The sequence below is a fragment of the Candidatus Pelagibacter sp. Uisw_094 genome (assembly GCF_047729535.1).
Lineage (GTDB): Bacteria > Pseudomonadota > Alphaproteobacteria > Pelagibacterales > Pelagibacteraceae > Pelagibacter.
On record NZ_CP159823.1, the window covers coordinates 882,958 to 908,602 of the forward strand.

Annotated in this window: 32 protein-coding genes; 12 read left to right on the forward strand and 20 right to left on the reverse strand. The window is 31.2% G+C overall.

The window, feature by feature from the left end; genetic code table 11:
* Nucleotides 1-8: 8 nt before the first annotated feature.
* The 5 genes from ABXT72_RS04900 to ABXT72_RS04920 are packed head-to-tail and all read right to left on the reverse strand — an operon-like array spanning nucleotide 9 to nucleotide 5,217.
* A complete protein-coding gene (locus ABXT72_RS04900; protein ID WP_415277848.1) occupies nucleotides 9-962 on the reverse strand; it encodes an electron transfer flavoprotein subunit alpha/FixB family protein in 954 nt (317 codons plus the stop codon).
* Nucleotides 962-1,711, reverse strand: coding sequence for an electron transfer flavoprotein subunit beta/FixA family protein (locus tag ABXT72_RS04905; RefSeq protein WP_415277849.1), 750 nt, complete (start codon nucleotides 1,709-1,711; stop codon nucleotides 962-964). Before ABXT72_RS04905 ends, ABXT72_RS04900 begins: the two co-directional genes overlap by 1 nt.
* Complete coding sequence (locus tag ABXT72_RS04910; protein WP_415277850.1) at nucleotides 1,711-4,143, reverse strand: GcvT family protein; 2,433 nt, start codon at nucleotides 4,141-4,143, stop codon at nucleotides 1,711-1,713. The genes ABXT72_RS04905 and ABXT72_RS04910 overlap by 1 nt, the downstream gene beginning before the upstream one ends.
* A gap of 59 nt (nucleotides 4,144-4,202) precedes the next feature.
* Nucleotides 4,203-4,706, reverse strand: coding sequence for a DUF4864 domain-containing protein (locus tag ABXT72_RS04915; protein ID WP_415277851.1), 504 nt, complete (start codon nucleotides 4,704-4,706; stop codon nucleotides 4,203-4,205).
* Nucleotides 4,648-5,217, reverse strand: coding sequence for an NAD(P)H-dependent oxidoreductase (locus ABXT72_RS04920; protein ID WP_415277852.1), 570 nt, complete (start codon nucleotides 5,215-5,217; stop codon nucleotides 4,648-4,650). The genes ABXT72_RS04915 and ABXT72_RS04920 overlap by 59 nt, the downstream gene beginning before the upstream one ends.
* 34 nt (nucleotides 5,218-5,251) lie before the next feature.
* Between ABXT72_RS04920 and ABXT72_RS04925 the strand changes: the two genes are divergently transcribed.
* On the forward strand, nucleotides 5,252-5,449 hold the full coding sequence (locus ABXT72_RS04925) for a hypothetical protein (RefSeq protein ID WP_415277853.1): 198 nt from the start codon (nucleotides 5,252-5,254) through the stop codon (nucleotides 5,447-5,449).
* On the opposite strand, the gene ABXT72_RS04930 is transcribed toward ABXT72_RS04925, so the two are convergent.
* Genes ABXT72_RS04930 through ABXT72_RS04960 form a run of 7 tightly spaced genes read right to left on the reverse strand, consistent with a single transcriptional unit; the run spans nucleotide 5,407 to nucleotide 9,428 of the window.
* Nucleotides 5,407-5,829, reverse strand: a complete 423-nt coding sequence (locus ABXT72_RS04930) for a DUF6691 family protein (protein WP_415277854.1) — start codon at nucleotides 5,827-5,829, stop codon at nucleotides 5,407-5,409. The two genes, ABXT72_RS04925 and ABXT72_RS04930, sit on opposite strands and share 43 nt — an antisense overlap.
* Complete coding sequence (locus ABXT72_RS04935) at nucleotides 5,826-6,245, reverse strand: YeeE/YedE family protein (protein WP_415277855.1); 420 nt, start codon at nucleotides 6,243-6,245, stop codon at nucleotides 5,826-5,828. The genes ABXT72_RS04930 and ABXT72_RS04935 overlap by 4 nt, the downstream gene beginning before the upstream one ends.
* A complete protein-coding gene (locus ABXT72_RS04940; protein WP_415277856.1) occupies nucleotides 6,246-6,683 on the reverse strand; it encodes a CoA-binding protein in 438 nt (145 codons plus the stop codon).
* Nucleotides 6,683-7,468, reverse strand: a complete 786-nt coding sequence (locus ABXT72_RS04945; RefSeq protein ID WP_415277857.1) for an enoyl-CoA hydratase — start codon at nucleotides 7,466-7,468, stop codon at nucleotides 6,683-6,685. The genes ABXT72_RS04940 and ABXT72_RS04945 overlap by 1 nt, the downstream gene beginning before the upstream one ends.
* Nucleotides 7,452-7,826 (reverse strand): cytidyltransferase, encoded by a 375-nt coding sequence (locus ABXT72_RS04950; RefSeq protein ID WP_415277858.1) that lies wholly within the window; start codon nucleotides 7,824-7,826, stop codon nucleotides 7,452-7,454. The genes ABXT72_RS04945 and ABXT72_RS04950 overlap by 17 nt, the downstream gene beginning before the upstream one ends.
* The gene (locus ABXT72_RS04955) at nucleotides 7,826-8,233 is read right to left on the reverse strand and encodes an adenylyl-sulfate kinase (RefSeq protein WP_271525845.1); all 408 of its coding nucleotides are present in this window, start codon (nucleotides 8,231-8,233) and stop codon (nucleotides 7,826-7,828) included. Before ABXT72_RS04955 ends, ABXT72_RS04950 begins: the two co-directional genes overlap by 1 nt.
* A gap of 1 nt (nucleotide 8,234) precedes the next feature.
* Entirely contained in the window at nucleotides 8,235-9,428 is a 1,194-nt protein-coding gene (locus ABXT72_RS04960; protein WP_415277859.1) for an aromatic ring-hydroxylating oxygenase subunit alpha, read from the reverse strand.
* A 101-nt stretch (nucleotides 9,429-9,529) separates the two neighbouring features.
* Between ABXT72_RS04960 and ABXT72_RS04965 the strand changes: the two genes are divergently transcribed.
* From ABXT72_RS04965 to ABXT72_RS04975, 3 genes are all read left to right on the forward strand, one after another.
* On the forward strand, nucleotides 9,530-10,258 hold the full coding sequence (locus ABXT72_RS04965; RefSeq protein ID WP_415277860.1) for a methylenetetrahydrofolate reductase: 729 nt from the start codon (nucleotides 9,530-9,532) through the stop codon (nucleotides 10,256-10,258).
* Complete coding sequence (locus tag ABXT72_RS04970; protein WP_415277861.1) at nucleotides 10,251-11,609, forward strand: glycine cleavage T C-terminal barrel domain-containing protein; 1,359 nt, start codon at nucleotides 10,251-10,253, stop codon at nucleotides 11,607-11,609. The genes ABXT72_RS04965 and ABXT72_RS04970 overlap by 8 nt, the downstream gene beginning before the upstream one ends.
* Nucleotides 11,610-11,756: 147 nt before the next feature.
* A complete protein-coding gene (locus ABXT72_RS04975) occupies nucleotides 11,757-12,281 on the forward strand; it encodes a hypothetical protein (protein ID WP_415277862.1) in 525 nt (174 codons plus the stop codon).
* Here the strand turns inward: ABXT72_RS04975 and ABXT72_RS04980 are convergent.
* Genes ABXT72_RS04980 through ABXT72_RS04995 form a run of 4 tightly spaced genes read right to left on the reverse strand, consistent with a single transcriptional unit; the run spans nucleotide 12,278 to nucleotide 15,678 of the window.
* Complete coding sequence (locus ABXT72_RS04980) at nucleotides 12,278-12,448, reverse strand: hypothetical protein (RefSeq protein ID WP_415277863.1); 171 nt, start codon at nucleotides 12,446-12,448, stop codon at nucleotides 12,278-12,280. The genes ABXT72_RS04975 and ABXT72_RS04980 overlap by 4 nt on opposite strands.
* Nucleotides 12,441-13,052: a DUF3726 domain-containing protein gene (locus ABXT72_RS04985; RefSeq protein WP_415277864.1), complete on the reverse strand. Its 612-nt coding sequence runs from the start codon at nucleotides 13,050-13,052 to the stop codon at nucleotides 12,441-12,443. Before ABXT72_RS04985 ends, ABXT72_RS04980 begins: the two co-directional genes overlap by 8 nt.
* A 5-nt stretch (nucleotides 13,053-13,057) precedes the next feature.
* Nucleotides 13,058-14,710, reverse strand: a complete 1,653-nt coding sequence (locus ABXT72_RS04990; RefSeq protein ID WP_415277865.1) for a hypothetical protein — start codon at nucleotides 14,708-14,710, stop codon at nucleotides 13,058-13,060.
* The gene (locus tag ABXT72_RS04995) at nucleotides 14,707-15,678 is read right to left on the reverse strand and encodes a membrane dipeptidase (protein ID WP_415277866.1); all 972 of its coding nucleotides are present in this window, start codon (nucleotides 15,676-15,678) and stop codon (nucleotides 14,707-14,709) included. The genes ABXT72_RS04990 and ABXT72_RS04995 overlap by 4 nt, the downstream gene beginning before the upstream one ends.
* 114 nt (nucleotides 15,679-15,792) lie before the next feature.
* On the opposite strand from ABXT72_RS04995, the gene purE reads away from it, so the two are divergent.
* From purE to ABXT72_RS05015, 4 genes are all read left to right on the forward strand, one after another.
* A complete protein-coding gene (gene purE / locus ABXT72_RS05000; protein WP_415277867.1) occupies nucleotides 15,793-16,284 on the forward strand; it encodes a 5-(carboxyamino)imidazole ribonucleotide mutase in 492 nt (163 codons plus the stop codon).
* 9 nt (nucleotides 16,285-16,293) lie between these two features.
* On the forward strand, nucleotides 16,294-17,340 hold the full coding sequence (locus ABXT72_RS05005) for a 5-(carboxyamino)imidazole ribonucleotide synthase (RefSeq protein ID WP_415277868.1): 1,047 nt from the start codon (nucleotides 16,294-16,296) through the stop codon (nucleotides 17,338-17,340).
* A gap of 11 nt (nucleotides 17,341-17,351) precedes the next feature.
* A complete protein-coding gene (locus tag ABXT72_RS05010) occupies nucleotides 17,352-17,819 on the forward strand; it encodes a GNAT family N-acetyltransferase (protein ID WP_415277869.1) in 468 nt (155 codons plus the stop codon).
* Nucleotides 17,820-17,937: 118 nt separating this feature from the next.
* Nucleotides 17,938-18,144, forward strand: coding sequence for a cold-shock protein (locus tag ABXT72_RS05015; protein WP_006998008.1), 207 nt, complete (start codon nucleotides 17,938-17,940; stop codon nucleotides 18,142-18,144).
* Between the two features lie 101 nt (nucleotides 18,145-18,245).
* Here ABXT72_RS05015 and ABXT72_RS05020 read toward each other — a convergent pair whose 3' ends face one another.
* Nucleotides 18,246-19,181, reverse strand: a complete 936-nt coding sequence (locus ABXT72_RS05020) for a hypothetical protein (RefSeq protein WP_415277870.1) — start codon at nucleotides 19,179-19,181, stop codon at nucleotides 18,246-18,248.
* A 42-nt stretch (nucleotides 19,182-19,223) separates the two neighbouring features.
* Between ABXT72_RS05020 and ABXT72_RS05025 the strand changes: the two genes are divergently transcribed.
* The 3 genes from ABXT72_RS05025 to ABXT72_RS05035 are packed head-to-tail and all read left to right on the forward strand — an operon-like array spanning nucleotide 19,224 to nucleotide 20,798.
* Nucleotides 19,224-19,568: a cupin domain-containing protein gene (locus ABXT72_RS05025; protein ID WP_415277871.1), complete on the forward strand. Its 345-nt coding sequence runs from the start codon at nucleotides 19,224-19,226 to the stop codon at nucleotides 19,566-19,568.
* A 39-nt stretch (nucleotides 19,569-19,607) separates the two neighbouring features.
* The gene (locus ABXT72_RS05030) at nucleotides 19,608-20,354 is read left to right on the forward strand and encodes an aspartate/glutamate racemase family protein (protein WP_415277872.1); all 747 of its coding nucleotides are present in this window, start codon (nucleotides 19,608-19,610) and stop codon (nucleotides 20,352-20,354) included.
* Between the two features lie 3 nt (nucleotides 20,355-20,357).
* A complete protein-coding gene (locus tag ABXT72_RS05035) occupies nucleotides 20,358-20,798 on the forward strand; it encodes a hypothetical protein (RefSeq protein WP_415277873.1) in 441 nt (146 codons plus the stop codon).
* On the opposite strand, the gene ABXT72_RS05040 is transcribed toward ABXT72_RS05035, so the two are convergent.
* A complete protein-coding gene (locus tag ABXT72_RS05040) occupies nucleotides 20,788-21,099 on the reverse strand; it encodes a hypothetical protein (protein WP_415277874.1) in 312 nt (103 codons plus the stop codon). The two genes, ABXT72_RS05035 and ABXT72_RS05040, sit on opposite strands and share 11 nt — an antisense overlap.
* A 109-nt stretch (nucleotides 21,100-21,208) precedes the next feature.
* Between ABXT72_RS05040 and ABXT72_RS05045 the strand changes: the two genes are divergently transcribed.
* A complete protein-coding gene (locus tag ABXT72_RS05045; protein WP_415277875.1) occupies nucleotides 21,209-22,060 on the forward strand; it encodes a DMT family transporter in 852 nt (283 codons plus the stop codon).
* Nucleotides 22,061-22,063: 3 nt separating this feature from the next.
* Here ABXT72_RS05045 and ABXT72_RS05050 read toward each other — a convergent pair whose 3' ends face one another.
* Together ABXT72_RS05050 and ABXT72_RS05055 are read right to left on the reverse strand one after the other, a co-directional pair.
* Nucleotides 22,064-22,651, reverse strand: a complete 588-nt coding sequence (locus ABXT72_RS05050) for a sarcosine oxidase (RefSeq protein ID WP_415277876.1) — start codon at nucleotides 22,649-22,651, stop codon at nucleotides 22,064-22,066.
* On the reverse strand, nucleotides 22,648-25,644 hold the full coding sequence (locus ABXT72_RS05055) for a sarcosine oxidase subunit alpha family protein (RefSeq protein ID WP_415277877.1): 2,997 nt from the start codon (nucleotides 25,642-25,644) through the stop codon (nucleotides 22,648-22,650). The genes ABXT72_RS05050 and ABXT72_RS05055 overlap by 4 nt, the downstream gene beginning before the upstream one ends.
* Between the last annotated feature and the right edge of the window lies 1 nt (nucleotide 25,645).

The window sequence follows — 25,645 nt, forward strand, 5'->3', positions numbered from 1 at the left end:
AGTACTGATTATTTTTGTATACTATTTAATTTATTCAATTCTTCTAAGAATTGAGGTAACGCCTCAAATAAGTCTGCTTCCAGACCATAATCTGCGACACTAAATATTGGTGCTTCACCATCTTTATTTATAGCAACGATAATTTTGCTTTCTTTCATTCCAGCTAAATGCTGAATTGCTCCAGAAATTCCAACTGCAATATATAAATCAGGTACAACGACTTTACCAGTTTGACCAACTTGGTGTTCATTACTAATATAACCCGCATCGACTGCTGCACGTGATGCACCAATCGCAGCATTAAGCTTATCTGCAATATCAGTTATTAATTTAAAATTCTCTCCATTTTGCATTCCTCTTCCACCAGAAACTACAATTCTGGCAGTACCAAGTTCAGGTCTGTCTGACTTAACTTCTTCTCTTTTAATAAATTTTGATAATGTAAACTCTTCAGTAGCTTCAATTTTTTCTATTGGGGCAGAGCCACCAGAAGTTTCACAAGGTTCAAAAGATGTTGGTCTAATTGTTATACATTTTTTTGCATCAGTACTTTTTACTGTAGCAAATGCATTACCCGCATAAATAGGTCTTATGAATGTATCAGCTGATATCACTTTAGTAATATCACTTACTTGAGATATATCTAAGTTTGCTGCTATTCTTGGCATTAAATTTTTACCAAATGTATTTGCAGAACTTACAATATGAGAATAATTTTCTGAAACTTTTACAACTAGTGGTGCAAAGTTTTCTGCTAAATAGTTTTCATAGTGAGGAGCTTCAGCATGTAATACTTTTTTAACAGCTGGCATTTCAGATAATGATTTAGCAACATCTCCACAATTATTTCCAATTAATAGGACATGTACATCTCCATCCATTTGTGATGCTGCAGTAATTGCGTTTAATGTAAAAGGTCTTACTTCTTTATTATTATGCTCTGCTATTAATAAAACTGACATTATATTACCTTTGCCTCATTTTTAAGTTTACTAACTAACTCGGCAACACTTGCAACTTTAATTCCTGCTTTTCTTTTTGGTGGTTCTTCTACTATAATTTGTTGAACCCTAGGTGTGGTATCAACTCCTAAGTCAGCAGCTGTTAAAATTTCCAAAGGTTTTTTTTTCGATTTCATAATATTTGGTAGTGAAGCATAACGTGGCTCATTTAATCTTAAATCACATGTCACAATAGCTGGTAGATTAACTTCAATTGTTTCTAATCCTTCGTCAATTTCCCTTGTTACTTCTAAAGTTCTGTCTTTTATTTCAATTTTTGATGCAAATGTTGCTTGAGGCCAATTCAATAAAGCACTTAACATTTGACCTGTTTGATTACAGTCATCATCAATTGCTTGTTTACCCATAAAAACTAGATCAGGTTTTTCTTTTTCAACAATTTTTTGTAGTGCTTTTGCTACGGCTAATGGCTCAACAATTCCTTCAGTTTTGATTAAAATTCCTCTATCAGCACCAACTGCCAAAGCTTTTCTAACAGTTTCTTGTGATTTTTCCTCACCGACTGTAATTGCAATAATTTCTGTTGCCTTACCTGCTTCTTTAATTTTTACAGCTTCCTCAATCGCATTATCATCGGGTGGATTGCTCGACATTTTTACATTATCAGTAACAACACCAGTTCCATCCTCTTTAACTCTGACTTGAACGTTGTAATCAATTACTCTTTTAACAGCGACTAATATTTTCATTATGCTCTCAATAAATTATTTTCAGGATCGTAAGGACTCTCGTCTAATATAGTAGCATCGTACATTTTTCCTAAAATATCAATTTTCAATTTTTGACCAGTTGTCGCAACATCAGGGTTCACCATTCCTAATGCAATAGATTTACCCAGTCTAAATCCAAAATCTCCTCCTGTTGCACGTCCAACAACTTTATTGTTTTCATAAATTGGATTATTTCCCAATACATCTGCATCTTCAACATTGTGAATTTCCATAGTAACCAGTTTATTTTTAAAACCTTTTTCTCTCCACTTATTAAGTGCTTCTAAGCCAATAAAGTTTCCTTTATTAGGATGTATAAATCTATCTAGTCCAGATTCGTAAGGTGAATATTCAATTGATAATTCTGTCCCAACAAGTTTATAAGATTTTTCAAGTCTTAAACTATTCATTGCTCTAATTCCATAAGGCTTAAGACCTAAATCTTTTCCAGCTTCCATTAATTTATCAAATATATGGTTTTGGTATTCAATTGGATGATGAAGTTCCCAACCTAATTCACCAACAAAGTTTACTCTCATAGCATTCACTGGCGCATTTCCAACATTCACATTTTTAGCACTCAACCATTTAAAGTTTTCACCAGAAAAATCATCGCTGGAAACTCTTGTCATTAATTCTCTAGCCTTTGGACCAGACACAACTAGCACACCCATACTATTAGTTAGATTTTCAAATTGAACTGTCCCATCATTTGGCATCCATTTTTGAATCCAGTCATGGTCTAATCTTTGGTTCGCTCCTGCAGAAACTAAATAGAAACTGCCTGGAGCTTCTCTCATTATTGTAAATTCAGAATGCACTCCTCCTTTAGTATTAAGGGCGTGACATAAACCAATTCTTCCTATTTTTTTTGGAAGTTTGTTTGCTACTAAATAATCTAAAAATTCTTCAGCACCAGATCCTTTAATTCTACATTTTGCAAATGCAGTCATATCTAAAAGACCCACATTTTCTTTTACATTTTTACATTCTTTTTTTATTGCTTCAAACCACTTGGATCTTCTAAAAGACCAATCATCTTTTTGTTCCATTCCATCTACTGCAAAGAAATTAGGTCTTTCCCAACCAAATTTTTGCCCAAAAACAGCACCTAATGCTTTCATTCTATCATAGCAAGGTGATGTTCTTAATTCTCTAGCAGCACCTCTTTCTTCGTCTGGATAATGAACTTTAAATACATGGTTGTAAGCTTCTTCATTTTTTTCTTTTAAATAAGATTTTGTTGCATAATCACCAAATCTTCTTGGGTCAACGCCAAGCATATCAACCGTTGGTTCTCCATCTACAATCCATTCAGCAAGTTGCCATCCTGCACCACCTGCTGCAGTAATACCAAAACTATGTCCTTCATTTATCCAAAAATTTTTAAGTCCCCACGCCGGTCCTACGATTGGGTTTCCATCAGGTGTGTAACAAATTGCTCCGTTATAAACTTTTTTTACACCCACTTCTCCAAAGGCTGGAACACGATGAATTGCGCCTTCTATATGTGGAGCAAGTCTATCTAAATCTTCTTGAAATAATTCATACTCAGAATCTTTTGATGGTCCATCAACATAACAAGCTGGAGCACCATCCTCATAGGGTCCTAATATTAAACCACCTGCTTCTTCTCTCATGTACCATCTACTATCACTATCTCTTAAAACTCCCATCTCTGGTAAGCCTTCTTTTTTTCTTTTTAAAATATCTGGGTGTGCTTCTGTCACAATATATTGATGCTCAACAGGTATGGCAGGAATATCTAAACCAACCATTTTTCCAGTTTGTCTTGCAAAGTTTCCTGAACAAGAAATTACATGTTCACATTCAATGGCTCCTTTGTCAGTTTCAACAGTCCATCCATCTTTAGTTTGTTTAATTCCAACTACAGACGTGTTTCTATAAATCTCTGCACCCATATTTCTTGCACCCGTAGCCATTGCTTGGGTTAAATCAGCAGGTTGAATATATCCATCCTCTGGATGTTGGATTGCTCCAAGTAAATCATCCGTACGACATAAAGGCCAAATTTCTTTTACCTGATCTGGAGTTAAAAATTTTACATCAACACCTATAGTTTGTGCCACTCCTGCATATTGATGATACTCATCCATCCTATCTTTAGTGCTTGCTAAACGAATATTTGAGACAACACTGAAGCCAACATTTTGTCCTGTCTCTTCTTCTAATTTTTTGTAAAGATCAACTGCATACTTATGAAGCTGTCCAACTGAATAACTCATATTAAATAATGGAAGCAGACCTGCTGCGTGCCAAGTTGATCCTGAAGTTAATTCTTTTCTCTCGACAAGAACAACATCAGACAAACCTTTTTTTGCCAAGTGATAAAGAGCACTAACCCCTACTACACCACCACCAACTACAACAACTTTAGCTTTAGATTTCATTAATCCGATTCCTACTATTTTTTTATTATTAACGAAACAAAATTCGTTTAGTTATTAGCTTAAACTGAAGATCCAAGAGGCATTGGTGCGGAGACCATTGTGGTCAGCCAACAGTCCTTGAGGGGACCATTTTTTGTATATTTTTCAACTGACCAGTTGAATTTATAATAGACCTTATCTCTATCAAGAACTGTTACTTCAAAAAGAGCAGTTAAATCATCAGATTTTATCTCCACAACCTTATGGTCCAAGTGATTAAGAAGCATCACATAAGACTTTCCTTTTATCATCTTTTTAAATCGATCTAAAGGACCTGTATTTTTTTGATTATTTGGGTGTGCAAATTCCCAAGTCTGCTCAATTCCATTATCTTTTTTTGGATTATCATTCTGTTTTAAACTTCTTAATTGGATTTTGACAACTTGATAAGGTTCAATCCCATTATTAGGCTTAACTAATTCAGCAAATGATGGAGATGTTAAAAATAAAGTAATTAAAATTACTTTATATATTTTGTGCAGTTGTTCTGACGTCTTCCAAAAATTGTTCTCTTTTTTTATCACTAACAAACGGTACAGCAAAATATCTTCTGTAAACAATATTATAAATGCCACACATGTGAAATACCCCTCTTTTTAATCTTCTTATAGGCAGGTTTAAAAAGAAGGTTGTAATAGCAAGCCTTGGTGATCCATAAGTACAAAAAATTATAGCTTTTTTATCTTTTAAATTTCCCATTGGATAACCATAATTTCCAACTAATTTTTTAAATGTAAATGCCCATGGTGGTGACAAAACTTTATCTATCCATCCCTCCACAATTGCTGGCATTCTAAAGTTCCAAATAGGTGCAATTAGAACAATGGTATCACACTTCTCAATACGTCTACGATGATCTAGAACATCTTCACCAGCTTGTTCACCTGCAAAAACAGGGTTAAATTTTTCCTTATATAGGTCTACGCAATCAACTGAATGACCGTTTGCTTCAACCGTTTTTATAAATGTATCTCTAATAGCAGCGTTAAAAGATTTTTCGTTATAATGACCGTATAAAAGAAATATTTTTTTCATTTGTGTATTTTTAAACTAGTTCTATAAGAAAGCCATGAAAAATTTTTATGTAATTGAAGGTGAGCATACCAACCCTAACGAGATTGAAACAATACTAAAGAATACTAAAAAAAAATATGGTCCTTTTGAAGAGCAAGAAGCTACCCAAATTGCCCAAGGGTTAATTCAAAAAAATATAGATGATTTTTATCATCGAGCATGGGTAGTCGGTTCTGACAATTTAGCTAAATAAAACCCAACAAACATTGTAACTACAAATACAGCTGAATTAATATTTAATAAAGCTAAAGATGCTATCGCAGGTCCAGGACATAAACCTGCCAAACCCCATCCTGCTCCAAAAAGTGAAGAGCCAATAATTAACTTTTTATTTATCTCTTTATTAGTTGTGTAATTAAAGCTTTTAGCAAAAATAGGTTTTTTATTATTTTTAAATAAGTGAAAAAATGGAGAAGATATAATTAGGGCTCCGATCATCACAAATACTAAAGATGGGTCCCAATCTCCAAAAATATTTAAGAAACCTAAAACTTTAGCAGGATCAATCATTTCTGAAACAGTAAGACCAATTCCAAATATTATCCCACAAACTAAAGATATAATTTTACTCATACTAAGTTTTTTACCAAAACAGTTAAAATTCCAACAATCATGAAGGTTATTGTTGCAATAATCGACCTTAAAGAAAATCTGCCCATTCCACTAATTCCATGACCACTAGTACACCCCCCACCAATTCTTGTGCCAACACCAACCAATAAACCTGCTACTGCTAATAAATAAAATGAGTTTGAAATTGAAATATTAATTTCTTGAGATGTAAAAAATTTATATAAAATAGGGCCAATTATTAACCCTGCTATAAATAAAAAATTATCAAATCTATTATTTTTTGAAGTTAAAAAATTACTAGCAATTCCACTTATCCCAATTAGTCGACCATTAAATACAAAGAAAATAACTACAGCTAAGCCAATTAAGGAGCCACCTAGAAATGCATAGATTGGAGTAAAGTTAACTATATTCATTTAACTTTGTAACACTGGAAAAGCTGGGTTTATATTTAAAAAAAGCTTTTGATATTCCATTTTCGTGCATCTATTTTCAATATATTCAATATTATTACTCTCTACTAATTCTTTAGCATCAATACTTTTAATTCCAAGTTGTAACCAAAGAACTTTAGCTCCAATTTTAACACTCTCTTCTGCATACTTGTTAGCCTCTGCTGATGGTCTAAACACATCCACAATATCAATGGGAGTTTTAATATCTTCAAGTTTTTCAAAAACCTCTTCTCCTAAAATCTTTTGACCTTTTGCACTTGGATTAACTGGAATAACTTTAAAGCCGTACTTTTGCATGTACTTCATGACTATCGTTGATGGTTTCTTATCATCCTTACTAACACCCACCATCGCTATTGTTTTATACTTTGAAAGAATTTCTTTTATTTTATCGCTCACTACTTATGCTTCCACTTGGGTTTTCTTTTTTCTAAAAACGCAGAAATCCCCTCTTTAGCATCCATAGCCATCATATTTTTAGTCATCATTTTACTTGTGTACGTGTAAGCTTTTCTTAATGGCATTTCTAACTGATTATAAAAAGTTTGCTTTCCAATTTTAATTGTAAGACTTGATTTTGAAGCAATAGTTTTGGCAACTTTTAACACTTCATTGTTTAATTTTGATTTAGAAAAATGATTATTAATTAGTCCAATTTCTTTTGCATAATTTGCTTTAATAGGATCTCCCGTTAACAGCATATGCATCATTCTTTTTCTATTAACTTTTCTGCTAACAGCTACCATCGGTGTACTACAAAATAAGCCTATATTTACTCCTGGTGTCGCAAATATTGCATCACTAGCACTATAAGCTAGATCACAACTCGCAACTAATTGACATCCTGCAGCAAATGCTGCCCCATGAACTTTTGCAATAACTGGCTTTTTTCCTTCAACTATTTGAAGCATTAACTTTGAGCAAAGATTGAAAAGTTTTTGATATTTTTCTCTTTTCTTTAATCCACTTACTTCTTTTAAATTATGACCCGCACTAAAACCTTTTCCAGACCCTTCAATAATTATTACCTTAATATTTTTGTCTTCATCTAGTTTTTTAAAGGCTTTAATTAAATCTTCTAAATTTTTAAATGAAAGTGCGTTATATGTTTTTGGCTCATTAATGATGATTGAAGCAATATCTTTATTTAAAAGTTTAACTTTAATATTACTTAAGTTTGCCATCTTCTCTCATTTTGGCTCTAATTTTTGTTGCAGAGATTTGTTGAATTTCTTCTGATAGAACAACTTCTTCTATTTTGTAACCAACCCCTCTTCCGTAACAAATATTAGTAATATTAGGAACCATCATTACTTTAAATCTGCCTTCAAATTCTGGGTTTAATTTTTCTTCAATATTCTTTTTAACTGTATCAAAATCAAATGGATTATCGTCAACACCCTGAACATCTCTTATTTGAATACAAACTTGACCCGTTTTTTTAACAATTTCTTGAAATAAAGCATAGTGACCATCATGAAATGGTTGCCATCTGCCAAGCATTTGTGCTGTCGGTTTTTTATTATCCCATTCGTAAGTCATTATTTTATCTCCTTTACTATTATTGGTGCCCAATGTTTAGCATCTTGAGTTGTAACCTGACAGTCAAATTTTTCAGGTTTAACAAACATCTTGTTAGTATCATCAAAACGTCCCTCTTTTATTGTATTTACCCAAACTATATAATCTGCAGGAAATAAACTTCTTGCTTCAGGCGTTGGGCAAACAAAGTCTGCAATAACATAATTTCCATCATCTTTTAATTTTTTTGCAAAATCTGCCATTCTTTTGGCTTGTCTTATTCTACCTTCTTCTGAAAAATCCCAATCATTAGCTTCTTTTCTAACTTCATCAGCATTAAGTCTTTTAGCATTTAGTGATGGGGCAATTTCATTTGCTAAAGTTGTTTTGCCAGATCCTGGAAGACCCATAATTAATATTATTTTCATTTTAAATTAAGTTTGTTGCAATCCATTTATGAAATTCATGTGTAGGGTTATCCATTATTGGTGAAAAATTTCCACCATTATATGCTGGTGAATTTCTACCTTCCTGCATGCCTTCTATGGCTTTTATATCTTCTGACATAACTTCTTTCCAAAATTCTGCATTTTTTTTTCTCATCTCAGTAAACTCAGTTCCATTCGCACTATCATCACCTACATAATACATCGTTAAATGTTCTTTAGTTTCACTAATAGACTTAGGTTCTAACCAAAAAACATAAAAATGATCCCTATGAAGACCAATCATTACATTTGGAAATAAAGCAATATACTCAGCTTTTTTTGACAGTTCTGTTGGCCAATTTGAAAAATTATTAAAAGTTTGATTTCCTTTAATGGGTTGATCGTATTTATTTGTACCTTGGCCAGCAAATCTATTTGGTAAACCTTGAATATGGTAATGGTCGCTAATATTTGAAACTTTATTTAATTCAGGATGAATCCAAGGCAAATGATAACTTTCACAATAATTCTCTATTGCAAACTTCCAATTACATTTAACATCAAGACTGAAATACCCATGATCTTTTGAGTGCTTAAGTAATTTTTGATCTTTCTTAGATATGAATTTTGACCATCTTTCCTCAAGAGGCTTGATATACTCATCAAACTCTAATTCATTACCATTTATATTGATAAATATTATGTCCATCCAAACTTTGGTTCTAACTTCCTTCAAATTACTTGATGATTTATCGAATTTTTCTGTCTCATGAACATTCAAGCCTCCAATATGAGGTGTTGCAACTAATTTTCCATCAAAATCGTAGGACCAGGAGTGATACGGACATCTTAAGACATTTTTTAAAGAACAAGGCTCATCTAAAAGCTTGAAGCCTCTATGGCTGCAAACATTATGAAATACTCTTATTTTTTTCCCTTTGTCTCTTAGAATAATAAGAGGGATACCTAGTAAGTTATAAGGTTGAGCGTCTCCTACATTTGGCACAGAACTTCCAACACCAATCACTGTCCATTTATCCTTGAAAATCCTCTCTCTTTCGATCGCTAGATAATCAGAGCTAGTGTAGCACTCGTTTGGTAATCCATGAGCTTTCTCGATGGGGTTCCCAACCACTCTAATTTTCTCTAAATCTAAGATCTTTGAAAGTTCAAGATTTTTAGGATCTTTAGACATTAAAAAAAATTATCACCAGCACAATTTTTGGCAACAAATATTTTTGTCCACAGGATGAATTTCTTTGACAGCATTTACAAAAAAGATAATCATCGGGAAAAATGAATTTTTCACTTGAGGTTGGACCTCAAACAGATCTTGATACATTGCCTCCCGTTAAGGATGTTTATGTAACTATGCTTCCAGGAGGAGATTATAAAGAGACAGCTGACCAGTCAGATGAGCTAGTTAAAAAAGGATTTAATCCAGTTCCACATTTTCCAGCACGATCAATTATGGATGATACTCAGCTTAAAGATTACATTGCAAGATGTAAAGATGTGGGTGTTAAACAAGCATTAGTTATTGGAGGAAGTAGAGAGCCAGTTGGAAAATTTGATAGTTCAATTCAAATTTTAGAGACAGGATTTTTTGATGGAATTAAAATAGGAATAGCAGGACATCCAGAGGGAAGTCAGGATATTTCTGATAAGGAATTAGAAAAGGCTATGATAGATAAAAAACCTTACGCCGACTATATAGTGACCCAGTGGTTATTAGAGAGTCAACCTATCGTAGATTTCATTTCTAAGCAGTCAGTACCAGTGCATGTAGGAATTACTGGGCCAATGAAAATAACTAGCTTGATTAAATTTGCTAATATTGTCGGGGCGAAAAATTCTATAAATTTTCTTAAGTCTAATTTTAGTAAGGCATTAGATTTATTGAAACCTAAAGACCCTAATGAATTAATTGGGAAAGTGAAAGAGTTTACTGGCAACTTCCACATTTATACATTCGGCGGCTTGAAGGAAACTAACAAGTGGTTGAAGGAGAACGGTTATGTCTAATGAATTTGACTATACTAAACTAAATCATGCTACTTCAGTTGATCAATCAGATCGTGAAGTACCATACAACTTAAGACAAAGTGGGCCTACAAAAGTTGAAATGTTAATTTCAACGAGAGTAAGAAAATCTCCATACTGGCATCTATCAATGGAAGCTGGTTGTTGGAGAGCAACTGTTTACAATCGTATTTATCACCCAAGAGGTTATGTAAAACCTGAAGATGGTGGAGCTATGGTTGAATATGAAGCAATTAAAAATCACGTTACAATGTGGAACGTTGCTGTTGAAAGACAAATTAGAGTTAAAGGTCCTGATGCAGAAAAGTTTACTGACTACGTTATAACTAGAGATGCAACTAAAATCTCACCAATGAGAGCAAGATATGTAATTTTATGCAATGCTTATGGTGGAGTTTTAAATGATCCTATTCTTCTTAGAATTTCAAAAGATGAATTTTGGTTCTCTTTATCAGACTCTGATATTGGAATGTATCTTCAAGGTGTTAATGCTGATGGAAGATTTGATTGTACAGTTGAAGAAATTGACGTTTGCCCAGTGCAAATTCAAGGTCCTAAATCAAAAGCTTTAATGAAAGACCTTTGTGGAGATCAAGTTGATTTTGACAATATGCCTTTCTATGGCTTAGCTGAAGTTAAAGTTGGCGGCAGAAGTTGTGTGATTTCACAATCTGGTTTCTCAGGTGAAGCTGGATATGAAATCTACTTAAGAGAAGCAACTAAATATGCTGATGATATGTGGAATGCTGTTCTTGCTGCAGGTAAAAAACATAGCCTAATGGTTATTGCTCCTGCTCACCACAGAAGAATTCAAGCTGGAATTCTTTCTTGGGGACAAGACATGGATCAACAACACAATCCTTTCCAGTGTAACCTTGGTTATCAAGTTTCACTATCTGGTAAAGGTGAGTGGGATAAAAAAGCTGACTATGTTGGTAAAGCTGCACTAGAGAAAATGGGCGCAGAGCTTAAGGATGGGAAAAAACCTTACAAACTTCAGTTAGTAGGTCTTGAGTTGGGTGGAAAACCAATTGAAGAATATGCTCCTGATTTTTGGTTAGTGTCACCTGAGAGTGGTGGAGATCCTGTAGGATTTATTACATCACCTTGGTATCACCCTGAAAAAGGTCAAAATATAGCAATGGGATATGTACCATTTGAAGGAACATTAAATGCTAATGGTTTCCCTAAAGGTAAAGTTGGAACTAAGTACAAAGTTCACTTACCTGCTAAATATTCTGACACACCAGGAACACCTGTTGATGCAGTTGTAGTGGACATTCCATTTACAGAATCTTATAACGCAAACACAAGAGAAGTTGTTAAAGGTTAAATTAATTATTTGGGGGAGGTTTATTCTCCCCCACTAATAATGACAAAAACATTCCTAATCGTAGTTTGCATAATAATAGTAATTGCTTTAATACTCTTTCCACTATTTGTTTCTTACAAAGCGCAGAAGAATAGAAAAAAATAAATAATGTTTGGTCAATTTTTAAATATAATTGTTCGGTCTATTAAATTAGATAAAACTCTTTACAAAGATAATAAGAACTTTGGTGAAGCTGCAATATATTTTGCAGGCCTTATAATGATATTAGATGGCTTAGCTGGGGCTGTTGCTGCAAATACTGTTATTAAAACTGCTGTAGCAATGTCTGGTTTAACCCTTTTGGCCTTTTTTTTTATGTGTTGGTGTAAATTATTTCCAGATAAAGAAACTAAAGTTTCATTTAAAAAAGTATTAACAGCTGTAGGCTTTGCTCATGCGCCAGGTCTTTTAAGATTTTTTGCTGTAACACCAGATTTAATGATCCCAATAATATTTCTAACTCAGTTTTGGATATTTGCTAGTTTAATAATCTCAACAAAAGAAGTTTTAAATTTAAAGTCTAATTTTAAATCATTTGGAATAGTCTTTTTAGCTTTTCTAATAATTGCTTTTCTTTCAATATCTTTTGTAATGAGCAAAATGAATGCTCTACCCATTAGCAATATTAGTTAAATTGGAAATATAGTTTTTGAAAGTTTACAAGAATTGCAGGTTTTAAATCCTGTTAAAATTAAATTTTGAGAAACACTTTCGTCTTCTTTTTTGCACTCTTCACAAATATTATCTAATTGAAGAACTTCTTCATCATTATTAGTTTGATCATCAAAGTCTTTAGTCATTATCAGTAAGACCAGCTCCTGCTCCACCTTGTTTTAGGCTTTCATTTTCTTCAACAAAAGTTTCTTCTGAAAGCTTATAGAGTTCATTCCATTCCTTTTCTTCAAACGAGTCTCTATTTTCTAAAACCTTTAAGTAAATATTTTCAGCAGTTTCGATGATTTCGTTTTTAGTATAATTTGAATAAATATTGTTATTAAAATTTAATAAAAATTCCCTATCATCCATTTTTAAGAATATTCTTTTACCAATCACCTCTGCTGCCCTACTTACAAATGGTAAGAAAAGTAATGGATATGAGACTTTTTTAAACGTTATCTCGTTTAACGTTTCTAAAGTTTTAATCTGATCTAAAAAATTTACTCCTGCAATTATTGGACAATATTCATTTTTATTGGCCTCATTGTCTTGCTTTATGATACTGATACTCTCTAACCTTAATTCTTTTTTTTTCTTAAAAAAACTATTTAAGTTTTTAATTCCAGGTAAGCTAAAAATCTCAAGTAATCTTATATTTTTTCCAATCTCTTCAGCAATCCCCCATGAATATCCAGCAGCCTTGCTCGATCTTTTAGAAACTGTATCTATTTCACTTAATGATCTCATATTGATTAATTATAAACCCAATGTTCATCATAGTTTTTTAATTGCTCTGGTAAGGGTGCTCCTTGAAACATGCATATTCTTAACCATTTATCAGAACGTGGATCAAATTTTAAAGCTCCAAAAAATGATAACTTTAACCTCAGCATATCAATAGGCATTATTTTTTGGCCAATAGTATTGTCTTGTATTTCAGAATAAGGAAATTTCTCTACTATAAATGCTCTTCTAACAACGTGTCTTAATTCATTGTTCGTTGATAAAAATTTAGCAATGGTCCAGCTATTTTTAGTAACCGATAACAATTCATAAAGTTTTTTAATATCCCTTGCTATTGCCAAAGGTTGCTCTAACTCAGCGCCCACTTCATCAAATCTATTTGCTAGTCTTGGCTCTTCTTTGTTTTTTGAAATAAACCAAAAATTTAAATTATTTTCATCTTTAGTAAAATCTATAGTTAGAATATCTGGATATTTTTTTTCTAAAATTAGCTTTAAATCTTCTACCGTACGCTCTGTTGGAATATTAAAATATTTTTCTTCTTCAGAACTCATTTCTTTAATTAACGGAGACGTTATATCGTCATATGGCTCCATCATCATTGAGACAACATACTCAATACATTCTTCACAATATTCTTTTTCTAAATGCAAATATAATTCATTAAAAGCATAATCTTGCTCAAAATTAAAATCGTTATCTAAGTGGATAATAAATTCATTAAGATCTTTTAATAAAGATTTAATTTTATTTATTTGATACTCACTTTCTGTATTCCAAGAAGTGATATTCTTTATTGATTTTTTTAAACATTCTAAAAATAAGTTTTTATCTTTTTCTGATATTGTTTTTATCTCTCTTATTTTTTTTAAAGAAATCTCTCTTGCTGAAATCCAATTATTTAAAAGAGTTGGATGATTAACAATAAATGGAGCCATTCCTAACCCTGTAGAGTTTCCTATTCCTAAGCTTTTACAAATATTAATATCAAGACTTACAGCTTTTTTTGGGTTCTTGTTTTTTGCAACGTGATTAACTTGATCAAAAGTAAATTGCCTAACTAAATAAACTAACATCATTTCCAATCTAAAAGGCCCGTATATTTCTTCTCTATCTTTAATTCTAAACCTATCTGCTAAGCCGAATTTACCTGACCCATAAACTGCTGTGGTTCTATATAAATAACCAACACTAGTTATTAAGTCATTATCAGGCTGCTTACCTTCACTTAAACATTCAACCACATGATTGAAAACTCTAACTGATTTATTGGCTCTTGAAAGGGTCAACTCCTTATAAGAAAGTCTACCAAATTCTTGTTTTGGTACTTCGTTTTTTAATCTTTCAATATCTTGTTTTTTTGGTACACCGTCAAAAAGCGTAAAGGCTGCATCCCATTTAGTAGCTATAACCCTGTCTGATCTTTCATTTTCATTCAATTCGTTTGCAAAACAAATTAATGAATACACTCTATTTTTTTTCTTAAATGAATAAACCGCTGTGCCATAACCATGCTCATTTAATTCAAATAAATCTCTTTTATAATCCCAATCCTTAAACTCTTTTAAAAAACTTCTTAAAAATGAAAGTTTAGATTGATGAAAAGACCCTAGTCTTGATAATTTCATTACTACATTGGGGTCTCTTAAGGCAATATTCATTGGTTCATCTCTTTATAAAAATTGTACCAGTTGTTTCCAAGAATTCCATTAACTTCACTTTCTGAAAAACCAACTTTTTTAAGTCCTGCTTCTAAGTTTTCAAACCCTCTTGCATCTAAAAACCAATCTGGTTGTTTTGGAAAACCAGGTTTATTTTTTGACCCTTCTCCATAATTTTTACTTTTAGTCCAAGTACCATTTCTCATCCACTCAACAATAGTATCTGGTTGGTTTAAACAAAGATCCGAACCTATTCCAATTTTTTCAACTCCCATAATCTCAGCTGTCTTAGCTGTCATTTCACAAAAGCTTTCTAGAGAGCAATCTGTTCCATCTTTTAAATGATGAGGATATAAAGATAGACCCAACATTCCTTTATGTTCAGATAAAATTTTTAATAATTCATTTGATTTATTTCTCTTAGCTGGATGCCAAAATGATGGGTTTGCATGAGTTATTGCAATTGGTTTTTTACTTATCTCAATTGCATCAATTGTACTTTTTTCTGCTGAATGAGACATGTCTATTACAAGCCCTAGTCTATTCATTTCTTTAATCACCTCTTTACCAAAATTAGTAACCCCACTATCTATTGCCTCATAACATCCTGTCGCTAGTAATGACTGATTGTTATAAGTAAGTTGCATAAACCTGCATCCTAAATCATAAACTTTTTCAACTAATCCAATATCGTCTTCTATAGGTGAACAATTTTGAAAACCAAAAAAAACTGCAGTTTTATTTTCAGATTTAGCTTTTTCAATATCTTTAAAACTTTTGCCGTGAAAAATTAAGTCAGAATTTTCTGAAAAGTGATTTTCCCAGTTTTTTAATACCTTTTTTAACTCATCAAAATCTTCGTGGTAAACAATAGTTACATGGATTGCATCCAGTCCTGCTTGTTTATTGATCTGAAAAATTTCTCTAGACCAGTTACAATATTGTAAATTATCAATTTTAAAATTCATTGTGATCTTCTTTGTTTTAAAGAATATCAATAAGATAGATAAATTCTATTAATTTTATTGAAATTTTAGGCTTAATTTGAAATAACAATTTACGTTAGAATAAAATTACAACAAATGGCTAAAAATAAATTAAACAAAGTATCAATTGTTATGGGTAGTCAATCTGACTACAAAACCATGATATTTTGTCAAAATATTCTTAAAAAATTAAATATAAAATTTGAAACAAAAATAATATCAGCTCATAGAACCCCTAATAGAATGTATGAATTTGCTATTAATGCAGAAAAGAATGGTATCGCGGTAATTATTGCTGGGGCTGGTGGATCTGCACATTTACCAGGAATGATTTCAGCTCTTACATCTCTACCGGTACTAGGAGTTCCAATTGAAAGCAAAAAGCTTAAGGGCCTTGATAGCCTTTTATCCATTGCACAAATGCCAAAAGGAATACCTGTTGGAACATTAGCAATTGGAGAAGATGGCGCAATTAATGCTGCCTTATTAGCTGCATCTATTATTAGTCTTAGTGATTTAACTGTCAAAAAAAAATTAAACCAGTTTCGTTTAAGTCAAAGCAAATCTGTTAAAAAAAAACCAAAATAGTTTTAAAATATGTCTAAACCAATTCTTGGAATTATAGGTGGAGGTCAGTTAGGTAGTATGCTTGCTATTGCTGCAAATAAACTTGAAATTAAAACAGTTATTTTTTGTGATGATATTGATGCCCCTGCGCAAAATTTTTCTAATGATTTTGTACACGGTGAATATAATGATAAAAATAAGATTAATGAGTTTTTGAGTAAAGTTGATGTTGTAACTTATGAATTTGAAAACATTCCCTATGAAACATTAAATGAAATTAATAAGATAAAACCTGTTTTACCAAAGCCTTCAGTAAATAGAATAATTCAACATAGATTAGCAGAAAAAGATTTTATCAATAATCTTAATATAAGAACTACAAGATATGTATCTATTGAAAAAAAATCTGACATGGAATTGGTTGAAGACTTATTACCTGGAATACTTAAAACTACAACACTAGGATATGATGGCAAAGGACAACACCCCATTAGTAGTTTAGAAAATTTAGATTCAATTGATGTTGATTATTCAAAAGGTTATATTTTAGAAAAATTAGTAAAATTAAAAAAAGAAATATCAATAATTATTACTCGTTTTAATGATCAAAAATATGAAATTTATGAACCTATTGAAAATGTACATGAAGATCAAATTTTGAAAAACTCTAAAATTCCAGCAGAGATTAGTGATAAAATATTAGAACAGTCAAAACTATGGGCAACTCAAATTTCTGAAGAATTAAAATATGTTGGAACTTTGTGTGTTGAGTTTTTCATTGATAGGAATGATAATCTTTATGTAAATGAAATTGCACCAAGAGTTCATAACTCAGGGCATCTAACAATTAATGCATATAATGTAAGTCAATTTGAAAATCATGTAAGAGCTGTTTGTAAATTAGAGCAAATACCTCTTAAAAAAATATCAAATGCAATGATGACAAATATAATTGGTGACCAAATTACTAATTATAGAAATAAAGAACACAATGAAAATGAATTTTTCTTTGATTATCTTAAAAAAGAAATTAAACAAAAAAGAAAAATGGGACACCTAACAACCCTTCTTAAGTAGATATTGCCCAAATGTTAAAATCAATTGAAGGAAATTTTGATAATCCAGAAGTTCATGAATTTCTCATCAAGCATTTCATTGAGTTAAGATCCGTATCACCTGAGGGGAGTGCTCACGTACTTGATATAGCTGGATTAAAAGATCCAACTATTAAATTTTGGAGCTTATGGGAAGAAAGTGACTTAATGGGTAGCGGTGCATTAAAATTCCTAAATAAAGAACATGGTGAATTCAAATCTATAAGGGTTAGTGACAACTTTAGAGGCAATGGAAATGGTACAAAAATCATAAATCATCTAATTAATGAGGCAAAAAAACTTAATATTAAAAGATTAAGTTTAGAAACTGGTGCTGGTGACTTCTTTTTAACTGCTAGAAAATTATTTAATAAGTGTGGTTTTGAGCTCTGTGAGCCCTTCTCCCACTATAAAAAAGATATCAACTCTATTTATATGACTATGCTAATTAGCAACAAATAAGTCTTTAATTATTTAATCTTTCAAATTTAGTTGACAAAACCTCAATAAATCTAAACAAAGCCTGAATTACTTAATTATAAGTAATAAAAGTAACATAATAAAAAGTAAGAAGATAAATATGAGTCTACAAGGAAAAGTAAAATGGTTCAATCCAACTAAAGGTTTTGGTTTTATTGAAAGAGAAGATAAAGAAAAAGATGTATTCGTTCACGTTTCAGCTGTTAGAGATGCTGGTATGAACGGTTTAGATGAAGGTCAAGCTTTGACTTTTGAAGTTGAAGATGGTCCAAAAGGTCCTTCAGCGGTAAATTTAAAAACTGCATAATATTCACACTTTCTATTGGCTGCGATTTTTTAATTAAATTAATTTTTTAATTATTTAGCTAAATATTTCAGCCAATACCAATTAGTCCCTCAAAATATAATTTAAAATATTCCCTCTAAGAAATTAATCATTTCTTTTTTATTAACATCAGATTCTGTAAAACATTCGGTTAAAGGTATTCCGTGATGTTTGCCAAAAATCAACTTTGCTTTACAATTAGATTTACTAATATTTTTAAAATTTACATTATCTATATTTAAAAAAGAAAGAGATTCTGATGTTTCCCACTCATCTTTATCATGCACATAAACCATTGTATTTTTTAAATTTGGTATATCTATTTGACTAACACCATACTCTCTTATGATTGCCCAAAAAGGCCAATTTTTTCTATTGCTAAATTTTCCAGAGAATGCAGGATTAATAGCAATGACAGCACCAATCTTTTTTGGAAATTGAGACTTTAAAGTAATCGATGCCCAACCGCCAGCTGAATGGCCAACAAGAATAATATTATTGAATCCAAGATTTATTAAATTATCAATTTTTTGATTAATCAATTTTTGTTTAACAAATTGTTTTTGTGCTTCAAATTTAATTTTGTCACCATCAGTTTTAATTATGTTTAAAAATTCTTTTTGTTTTTTATTTTTATAACGTGCATCCATTTTATCCTGATGATTTTTATCCCAACCCCTAACACCAGAACAAAATTTTAAAATCTTGATTTTTAAATTATTTATTTTTTTATCATGCAAATTAAGTATAATTGGGGGTACTTTATTCCATTTTTTATTACATTTATCTAAAGTTTGGTCATTTTGACTTCCGTGATTATAAACAACTATTAAAGTATTTTTTTTATCTGTTATGTCATCAATTGGATAAATCTTTCCCAAATTATCTACGAACCCACTATCTTTAGAAATTTTTTTTAAATCTTTTTCAAATTTTTTGTCTGCAAAGGATTGGCTAGATAGCAGTAAACTAAAGATAACTATTACCAAAAATTTGTTTATATGCCTTAAATTTATCATAAAGATATTGCATAACATAAATAATTATCATTATTATGCAATATGGAAAAAAGAAAAATAACTGATTTAAAAAATGTTGTATTTAAACCTTTTGATAACTATGGAAAAGTTATTCCAGGATTAAGTTGGTACAATATTAGTTTTGAAAAAAAAAATTCTGGTGGAACCTTTATTCTAAAATATGAACCTGGTGCAGAAGGCATTCCTCACATTCACACAGGTTATGAAGAGTTTTTAATGATGGATGGAGAATTGACTGACCCAGATGGTAAAGTTTTTAAAAAAGGTGACTTTGTGACTTTCGAACCTGGATCTAAACACTCTTCTTTTAGTAAAAATGGTTGTTTGGTATTAGTTTTTATGAGAGGTATAAATAAAGCAATTTAAAAACTCAAAAAAAATAAATCTTTAAAAATTACAAATATTATGATCGGAATTTTAGGTGGAATGGGAACACAAGCTGGGCTTGATTTTTGCAACAAGCTAGCCATGCTTAATAGAGGTAAGATTGATCAAGAGTACCCTCTTTTCATGCTTTACAATAAGTCCGATATACCTGGAAGACCAGAGTCAATTGGTGTTCAAACTAAAAGGTTTACAGACCTTCCTAGAAATTTAAAAAATAATTTAAAATATAATAAGGTTCTTAAAAGCTTACTTGAAGGTTGCAGATCACTCGAGAAAAGCGGTTGTAAATTTATTGTCATACCCTGTAATACGGCTCATTATTGGTATGAAGATCTAAAAAAAAAAATAAGAATTCCCATCATAAATATGCCTAAAGAAGTTTTTTCACATACTAAAAAAATTTATAAAAAGAATTCAAAGATTGGACTTCTTGCTACAGAAGGAACGTTAAAAACAAAGATATATGAAAAACTATTTAAAAATAACTATAAATTAATTACACCTATCCATGATTTACAAATAAAATCAGTCAATAAAACCATCAAGCATGTCAAAATGGGGAACATAAAACTGGCTGAAAAATCTATTAAACCAGCTATTAATTATTTAATTAAAAATAATTGTAAGAAAATTATATTGGGTTGTACAGAGCTACCTATAGCTATCTTTGCCTTTAAATCATTGAAAAATGTAAAAATGTCAAAACTATATTTAGATCCAAATTTAATATTGGCTAATGCCGCTATGGAAAAATATAGAAAATAAAAGATGCTTCCTAAAGTCAAAAAACCTTATGTTATTTATTTAGCTGAAGTTATTTATAAAGATATAGCTGATATTAAAAAAAATAATTTAGATATATCTAACATAGATGCCATCGAGGGTTTTATAGGTACAAAAAAATATGAAGAAATAAGCAGTGGTAAGTTTCATGATGATTGGTTTGAATATTTAAAAAATAACAAATTTGTTGATAAGGATAGTGGAGAAAAGATACCAGATGAAACTATTAAACTTTTAAACGTACAAAAGGATGCCACAGTAAAACAGCTAATAAAGTATCCAGAGTTATATTACGCTAAAAGTTCTTTTCCACTTGAAATTTCTCAGCGTGCTTTTGATTTTTTATGGAGAATGTGCGAAAGTTATGAGCTGTGGTGTAAAGAAACTGGGCAATCAGAACAACTTTTATTAGATATTACTGATTAGTTAATTGAATAATTTTACTTGTTTTTTCTATTCTACTTTTTACTAATGCAAAAAACTCCTCATGGTTTTCTTCTTCCTTAACTTTTATTTTGTTATCATCTACAAAGCTTTTAATGTTTTCAGTAGTTGACTTTCCTGTAATTTTTTTAACTGCTTGATTAGATCCATATGAGAGACCAGCTTGATAAATGTTGCCAGTACTAGCTAACGTGAATACTGGTCCTAATAAAGCTGCACTTTGCACACAACCATTAAGAAAAAATAGCAAAAATAATCCGGCAATTATTTTATTTAAAATCATTATACTCCTTCCTAATCCTAGGTATTTATAGGTACAACTCAAGAGAGAAAGTGTTCATTTTGGATATTAATCTCTAATATTGCAATAAAATATGACTTATAACCTCGGTATGGTTAAAATTTTTCCATTCATTTTTATTATTTTATGGTCCTCAGCTTTTGTAACGACAAAACCAATAATAGACAATAGTGATCCCTTTGCAGCATTGGCCTTTCGATTTTTTGTTGTAGCTTTTGGTTTCTATGTTTTTTCAATTTATACAAAACAAAAAATTTCAACCAATACTAAAAACCTTCTTCAATCACTTTTTAGTGGTGTGCTTTTTCATGGTATTTATTTGGGGGGTGTTTTTTATTCAGTTTCAATAGGAATGCCTACGGGTATTGCTGCATTAATTGTTACCTTACAACCAATTTTAACTAACGCTTTAGCAGGAAAATTTTTAAATGAAAAAGTTACTTTTGGACAATGGATTGGAGTAATCCTTGGATTTATAGGCGCCGCTTTGGTTTTAGGTTTTGATGTTGGGTCAAGTCTTCCTGTTTTTGGAGTGATAGCTTCTTTTGTGGCTCTACTAGCAATTACAACATCAACTTTATGGCAAAAAAAAATAAGTAACAATTTATCTTTGTCTGTCAGCAACATGTATCAAGCAATAGGTGGCTGTTCCTTTCATATAATAATTATTTTAATTTTTAGTGAACCTTATATTAATTTTACATCCACATTCTTAATAGCAATGAGTCACCAAATATTTCTTGTATCTTTTGGAGCATTTACAATCTTAATGTTTTTAATTAAAAACAACTCAGCAAGTAAAACTGTTTCTATATTTTTTTTAATACCACCAACTACAGCAATAATGGCTTGGTTATTTTTAAATGAAAAATTAAATAATTTAGATCTAATAGGTTTTGCCGTAGCAACTCTTGGTGTTTATATCGCAACTAGAAAGCAATAAATTTTAAATACCTTTGTAGCCAAACTCTAAGCAAGCATCGGTAATAGAATGATAAAAAGATTCTCCAAAACTTCTTAGAGTGAATATTCTGACTTTGTCTGGATTGTCGTCTAACATATCAATTGTAACAGACATTCCGTTATAAGTTGAATTTAAACAAGTATCTTTTTTTAATTCATTAAAATTAAAAGGACATCCTTTTTTTAATATCTCTTTTGTATTTTTTCCCTCTATTTGAATTATTGCTCTACTATGAGATATATTTGTTATAGCAAAATCTGCTTCTAGTAATTTTTCATTAATTTCTTTTAGAGTTTCTTTTTTTGAAGAAACTAAAAGCCAGTTATTTGGGCCATTCCATAAAATTCTTGTATTAGTGTTGCAGTTTATGTTTAGGGGTTCATTTTTTAAGCTCAGATTGTCTATCTTAATACTTTCAATGGCTGTTAAGGAACTCTTATATTTAACTATTTGAATGATTAAAAAATCTTTTAGTTCACTTACTTTTAGCAGCTCATCATCATTTTTTCCCTCATGGTCACCAAATAATCCTTTGTTATGGATGACATTTAAAGCAGAAATTGAGCTCATGATCTTACCCTTTCACCCTTTGGATCTACGTAGTGTGATGAAACTATCTCTACAGGTATTGTTTTGTTTTTAAGAGGTGACATTGCAAATAGTTTTTGCCCTATCATATTTTTTCCATCCTTAAGAATTGCTAATGAAAATGGATTATCATATTCAACACTCCAACAAGACGCAGATATATATCCTAATTTAGGGTTTGGTATCGGAGCATTTGAATCTTTAACCAAATGTGATCCTTCAGGGATACTTGTTTTTTTATCAATTGGAACAACACCTACTACTTTTTGTCTATCTTCTGCAACAAAAGCTTCTCTATCTAAAGAACGTTTTCCTATAAAGTCTTTCTTTTTACTAACCAATCCTTCTAAAGAATTATCATATGGAATGGTTCTGCCATCTAGTTCTGATCCTGCAATGTGACCCATTTCAATTCTTAGAGTTGATAATGCTTCAGTGCCGTAAGGTTGAATTTTAAATTCTTGCCCTACTTCCATTATTTTCTCCCACATAAAGTTTCCATTGTCAGATTCAACATTCACTTCATAAGCAAGTTCTCCTGAAAATGAAATTCTAAAAATTCTTGCATGAACTCCAAATAAATCAGCTTCTTTATATCCCATAAAAGGTAAGCCTTCGTTTGAAGTATCTATATTTGGAAATAGCTTTTGTAATAAGTCTCTAGATTTTGGTCCTGCAATTGCTGCTCCAGCCCATTGCTCTGTAGTTGATACTACATTTACATTTAGTTCTGGCCATACAAGTTGTAAATAATATTCAAGATGAGACAAAACATTTGCTGCTTGAGCTGTTGTTGTTGTCATATGGTAATGGTTTTCAGAAATTCTCGTTGTTGTTCCGTCATCCATAACAATTCCATCTTCTCTTAACATTACACCGTATCTTGCTTTACCAACTGGTAACTTTAACCAAGCATTAGTATAAACACGATTTAATAATTCTGCAGCATCAGGTCCTTTAATGTCAATTTTACCTAAAGTAGTTACATCACACACACCTACATTAGCTCTAACATTTTTAGCTTCTCTTTTTGAACCTTCAAATAGAGTTTCTTTTCCAATTTTGTAATATCTAGGTCTCAACCAAGCACCCGCATCTACAAACACTCCATAATTTTTTTCATGCCAAGTGTGCATCGGTGATTTTCTTGTTGGTTTAGAATGTTTGCCAATTTCTCTTCCAACAATTGCTCCAATGGTGACTGGTGTATAAGGAGGTCTAAAAGTTGTATGACCTACTTCTGGTACTATTTTGTTTTCTATATTGGATACTAGTTGCAAACCATTGAGATTACTTGTTTTTCCTTGGTCAGTAGCCATTCCCAGTGTCGTGTATCTTTTTACATGTTCAATAGATCGATAACCCTCTTTTAGTGCAATTTCTATATCAGAAACAGCTACATCATTTTGAAAATCTAAAAATCTTTTATATGATTTACCTTTGGGCAAAGGTACACACCAAAATTTATCGTGTGTAGTTGATTTTTTTTCCATAACTATTGGTGATGATGTTTTATTATCATTATTGGTAATTTTTCTTGAAAGTTCATATCCGCTATCAAATGAATTTTTTAAAGTTTCTTCTAATGTAAAAGTTCCATTTGCTGCACCTAAAGTTGTTTCATTTTGTTTTGATAGTCCTGGCACAAATGCATCTATATCTTTATTAAAAGTAGTTTTATTTCCTGATTGAGAGGCTAAGTGAATTGTTGGTGTCCAAAAGCCTGAAACACAAATACAATCACAATTAATAGTTTCTAAAGTTCCTAATTCGTTTTTATCATCTGAGATTTTGGCAACTTCTGCAGATTTAACTTTTTTATAACCTTTTGCCGCAACTACTACGTAAGAAAATTTAATTTGAATATCTAATTTTTTTGCTTCATCTATAATTTCTGATTTAGGATCTTTTCTTGTATCTAAAATAATAGGATCAACACCATTTTTTTTAAATTCTATAGCCGTTTCATATCCACTATCATTATTTGTAAATATTAAAGGTTTTTTACCCACTAAAACTCCGTAGACTTTTAAATATTCCTTTGCTGCAGAAGACAACATCACACCTGGTGTGTCATTGTTCCCAAATACTAAAGGTCTTTCAATTGATCCTGAGGAGATTAAAACTTCTTTAGCTCTAATATACCAAAGTCTTTGTTTTGGATTATATCTTTTAGTTTTAGGTAGGTGATCACTTAATTTTTCTGACATCACTAACATATTATGATCGTAGTAACCAAATACTTGAGATCTATTCTTAACAATAACATTAGGCATTTCTTTAAGTTCAGAAATAATATTTTCTGCCCATTCTTTTCCTGTTTGATTTCCAATATTAACTTCACTCGTTAATAAAGTTCCACCAAATCTAGGTTTATCTTCTGCTAAAATTACCCTTGCTCCATTTTTAGCCGCAGCGTATGCACTTGCTAAACCAGAAGGTCCTGAACCTGCAATTAGTAAATCACAATACTCATATTTGTGTTCATACCTTTCTTTATCATGTTTAGTTGATGCAACCCCAAGTCCTGCCGCTTTTCTTATAAATGGTTCATAAACTTTGTACCAAAAACTTTTTGGCCACATGAAAGTTTTGTAATAAAATCCTGCTGGAAGAAATATCTTTAAAAAATTATTAATTGCTCCAATATCAAAATTTACACTAGGCCAACAATTAACACTTGTTGCTTCCAAACCTTCAAAGAGTTCTTGCTCTGTAGTTTTTACATTTGGCTCAGTTTCATTATTTCTGTATAACTGAACAATTGCGTATGGTTCATCCACCCCTGCACCAAAAAAGCCTCTGGGTCTATGATATTTAAAGCTTCTTCCAATTAAATGAACTCCATTAGCAAGTAATGCTGATGCTAAGGTGTCACCCTCATAACCAAAGTAAGTTACTCCATTAAATTTAAATGAGATTTTTTTATCTCTATTTATTAATCCAATATTATCTAGTCTATAATTTTGAGTCATT

Bases quoted from the DNA above. Each gene is read 5' to 3' on its own strand.
- ABXT72_RS04900 (WP_415277848.1), bottom strand. From the start codon at position 962: ATGTCAGTTTTATTAATAGCAGAGCATAATAATAAAGAAGTAAGACCT.
- ABXT72_RS04905 (WP_415277849.1), bottom strand. From the start codon at position 1,711: ATGAAAATATTAGTCGCTGTTAAAAGAGTAATTGATTACAACGTTCAA.
- ABXT72_RS04910 (WP_415277850.1), bottom strand. From the start codon at position 4,143: ATGAAATCTAAAGCTAAAGTTGTTGTAGTTGGTGGTGGTGTAGTAGGG.
- ABXT72_RS04920 (WP_415277852.1), bottom strand. From the start codon at position 5,217: ATGAAAAAAATATTTCTTTTATACGGTCATTATAACGAAAAATCTTTT.
- ABXT72_RS04925 (WP_415277853.1), top strand. From the start codon at position 5,252: ATGAAAAATTTTTATGTAATTGAAGGTGAGCATACCAACCCTAACGAG.
- ABXT72_RS04930 (WP_415277854.1), bottom strand. From the start codon at position 5,829: ATGAGTAAAATTATATCTTTAGTTTGTGGGATAATATTTGGAATTGGT.
- ABXT72_RS04935 (WP_415277855.1), bottom strand. From the start codon at position 6,245: ATGAATATAGTTAACTTTACTCCAATCTATGCATTTCTAGGTGGCTCC.
- ABXT72_RS04945 (WP_415277857.1), bottom strand. From the start codon at position 7,468: ATGGCAAACTTAAGTAATATTAAAGTTAAACTTTTAAATAAAGATATT.
- ABXT72_RS04950 (WP_415277858.1), bottom strand. From the start codon at position 7,826: ATGACTTACGAATGGGATAATAAAAAACCGACAGCACAAATGCTTGGC.
- ABXT72_RS04955 (WP_271525845.1), bottom strand. From the start codon at position 8,233: ATGAAAATAATATTAATTATGGGTCTTCCAGGATCTGGCAAAACAACT.
- ABXT72_RS04960 (WP_415277859.1), bottom strand. From the start codon at position 9,428: ATGTCTAAAGATCCTAAAAATCTTGAACTTTCAAAGATCTTAGATTTA.
- ABXT72_RS04965 (WP_415277860.1), top strand. From the start codon at position 9,530: ATGAATTTTTCACTTGAGGTTGGACCTCAAACAGATCTTGATACATTG.
- ABXT72_RS04970 (WP_415277861.1), top strand. From the start codon at position 10,251: ATGTCTAATGAATTTGACTATACTAAACTAAATCATGCTACTTCAGTT.
- ABXT72_RS04975 (WP_415277862.1), top strand. From the start codon at position 11,757: ATGTTTGGTCAATTTTTAAATATAATTGTTCGGTCTATTAAATTAGAT.
- ABXT72_RS04980 (WP_415277863.1), bottom strand. From the start codon at position 12,448: ATGACTAAAGACTTTGATGATCAAACTAATAATGATGAAGAAGTTCTT.
- ABXT72_RS04985 (WP_415277864.1), bottom strand. From the start codon at position 13,052: ATGAGATCATTAAGTGAAATAGATACAGTTTCTAAAAGATCGAGCAAG.
- ABXT72_RS04990 (WP_415277865.1), bottom strand. From the start codon at position 14,710: ATGAATATTGCCTTAAGAGACCCCAATGTAGTAATGAAATTATCAAGA.
- ABXT72_RS04995 (WP_415277866.1), bottom strand. From the start codon at position 15,678: ATGAATTTTAAAATTGATAATTTACAATATTGTAACTGGTCTAGAGAA.
- purE (WP_415277867.1), top strand. From the start codon at position 15,793: ATGGCTAAAAATAAATTAAACAAAGTATCAATTGTTATGGGTAGTCAA.
- ABXT72_RS05005 (WP_415277868.1), top strand. From the start codon at position 16,294: ATGTCTAAACCAATTCTTGGAATTATAGGTGGAGGTCAGTTAGGTAGT.
- ABXT72_RS05010 (WP_415277869.1), top strand. From the start codon at position 17,352: ATGTTAAAATCAATTGAAGGAAATTTTGATAATCCAGAAGTTCATGAA.
- ABXT72_RS05015 (WP_006998008.1), top strand. From the start codon at position 17,938: ATGAGTCTACAAGGAAAAGTAAAATGGTTCAATCCAACTAAAGGTTTT.
- ABXT72_RS05020 (WP_415277870.1), bottom strand. From the start codon at position 19,181: ATGATAAATTTAAGGCATATAAACAAATTTTTGGTAATAGTTATCTTT.
- ABXT72_RS05025 (WP_415277871.1), top strand. From the start codon at position 19,224: ATGGAAAAAAGAAAAATAACTGATTTAAAAAATGTTGTATTTAAACCT.
- ABXT72_RS05030 (WP_415277872.1), top strand. From the start codon at position 19,608: ATGATCGGAATTTTAGGTGGAATGGGAACACAAGCTGGGCTTGATTTT.
- ABXT72_RS05035 (WP_415277873.1), top strand. From the start codon at position 20,358: ATGCTTCCTAAAGTCAAAAAACCTTATGTTATTTATTTAGCTGAAGTT.
- ABXT72_RS05040 (WP_415277874.1), bottom strand. From the start codon at position 21,099: ATGATTTTAAATAAAATAATTGCCGGATTATTTTTGCTATTTTTTCTT.
- ABXT72_RS05045 (WP_415277875.1), top strand. From the start codon at position 21,209: ATGGTTAAAATTTTTCCATTCATTTTTATTATTTTATGGTCCTCAGCT.
- ABXT72_RS05050 (WP_415277876.1), bottom strand. From the start codon at position 22,651: ATGAGCTCAATTTCTGCTTTAAATGTCATCCATAACAAAGGATTATTT.
- ABXT72_RS05055 (WP_415277877.1), bottom strand. From the start codon at position 25,644: ATGACTCAAAATTATAGACTAGATAATATTGGATTAATAAATAGAGAT.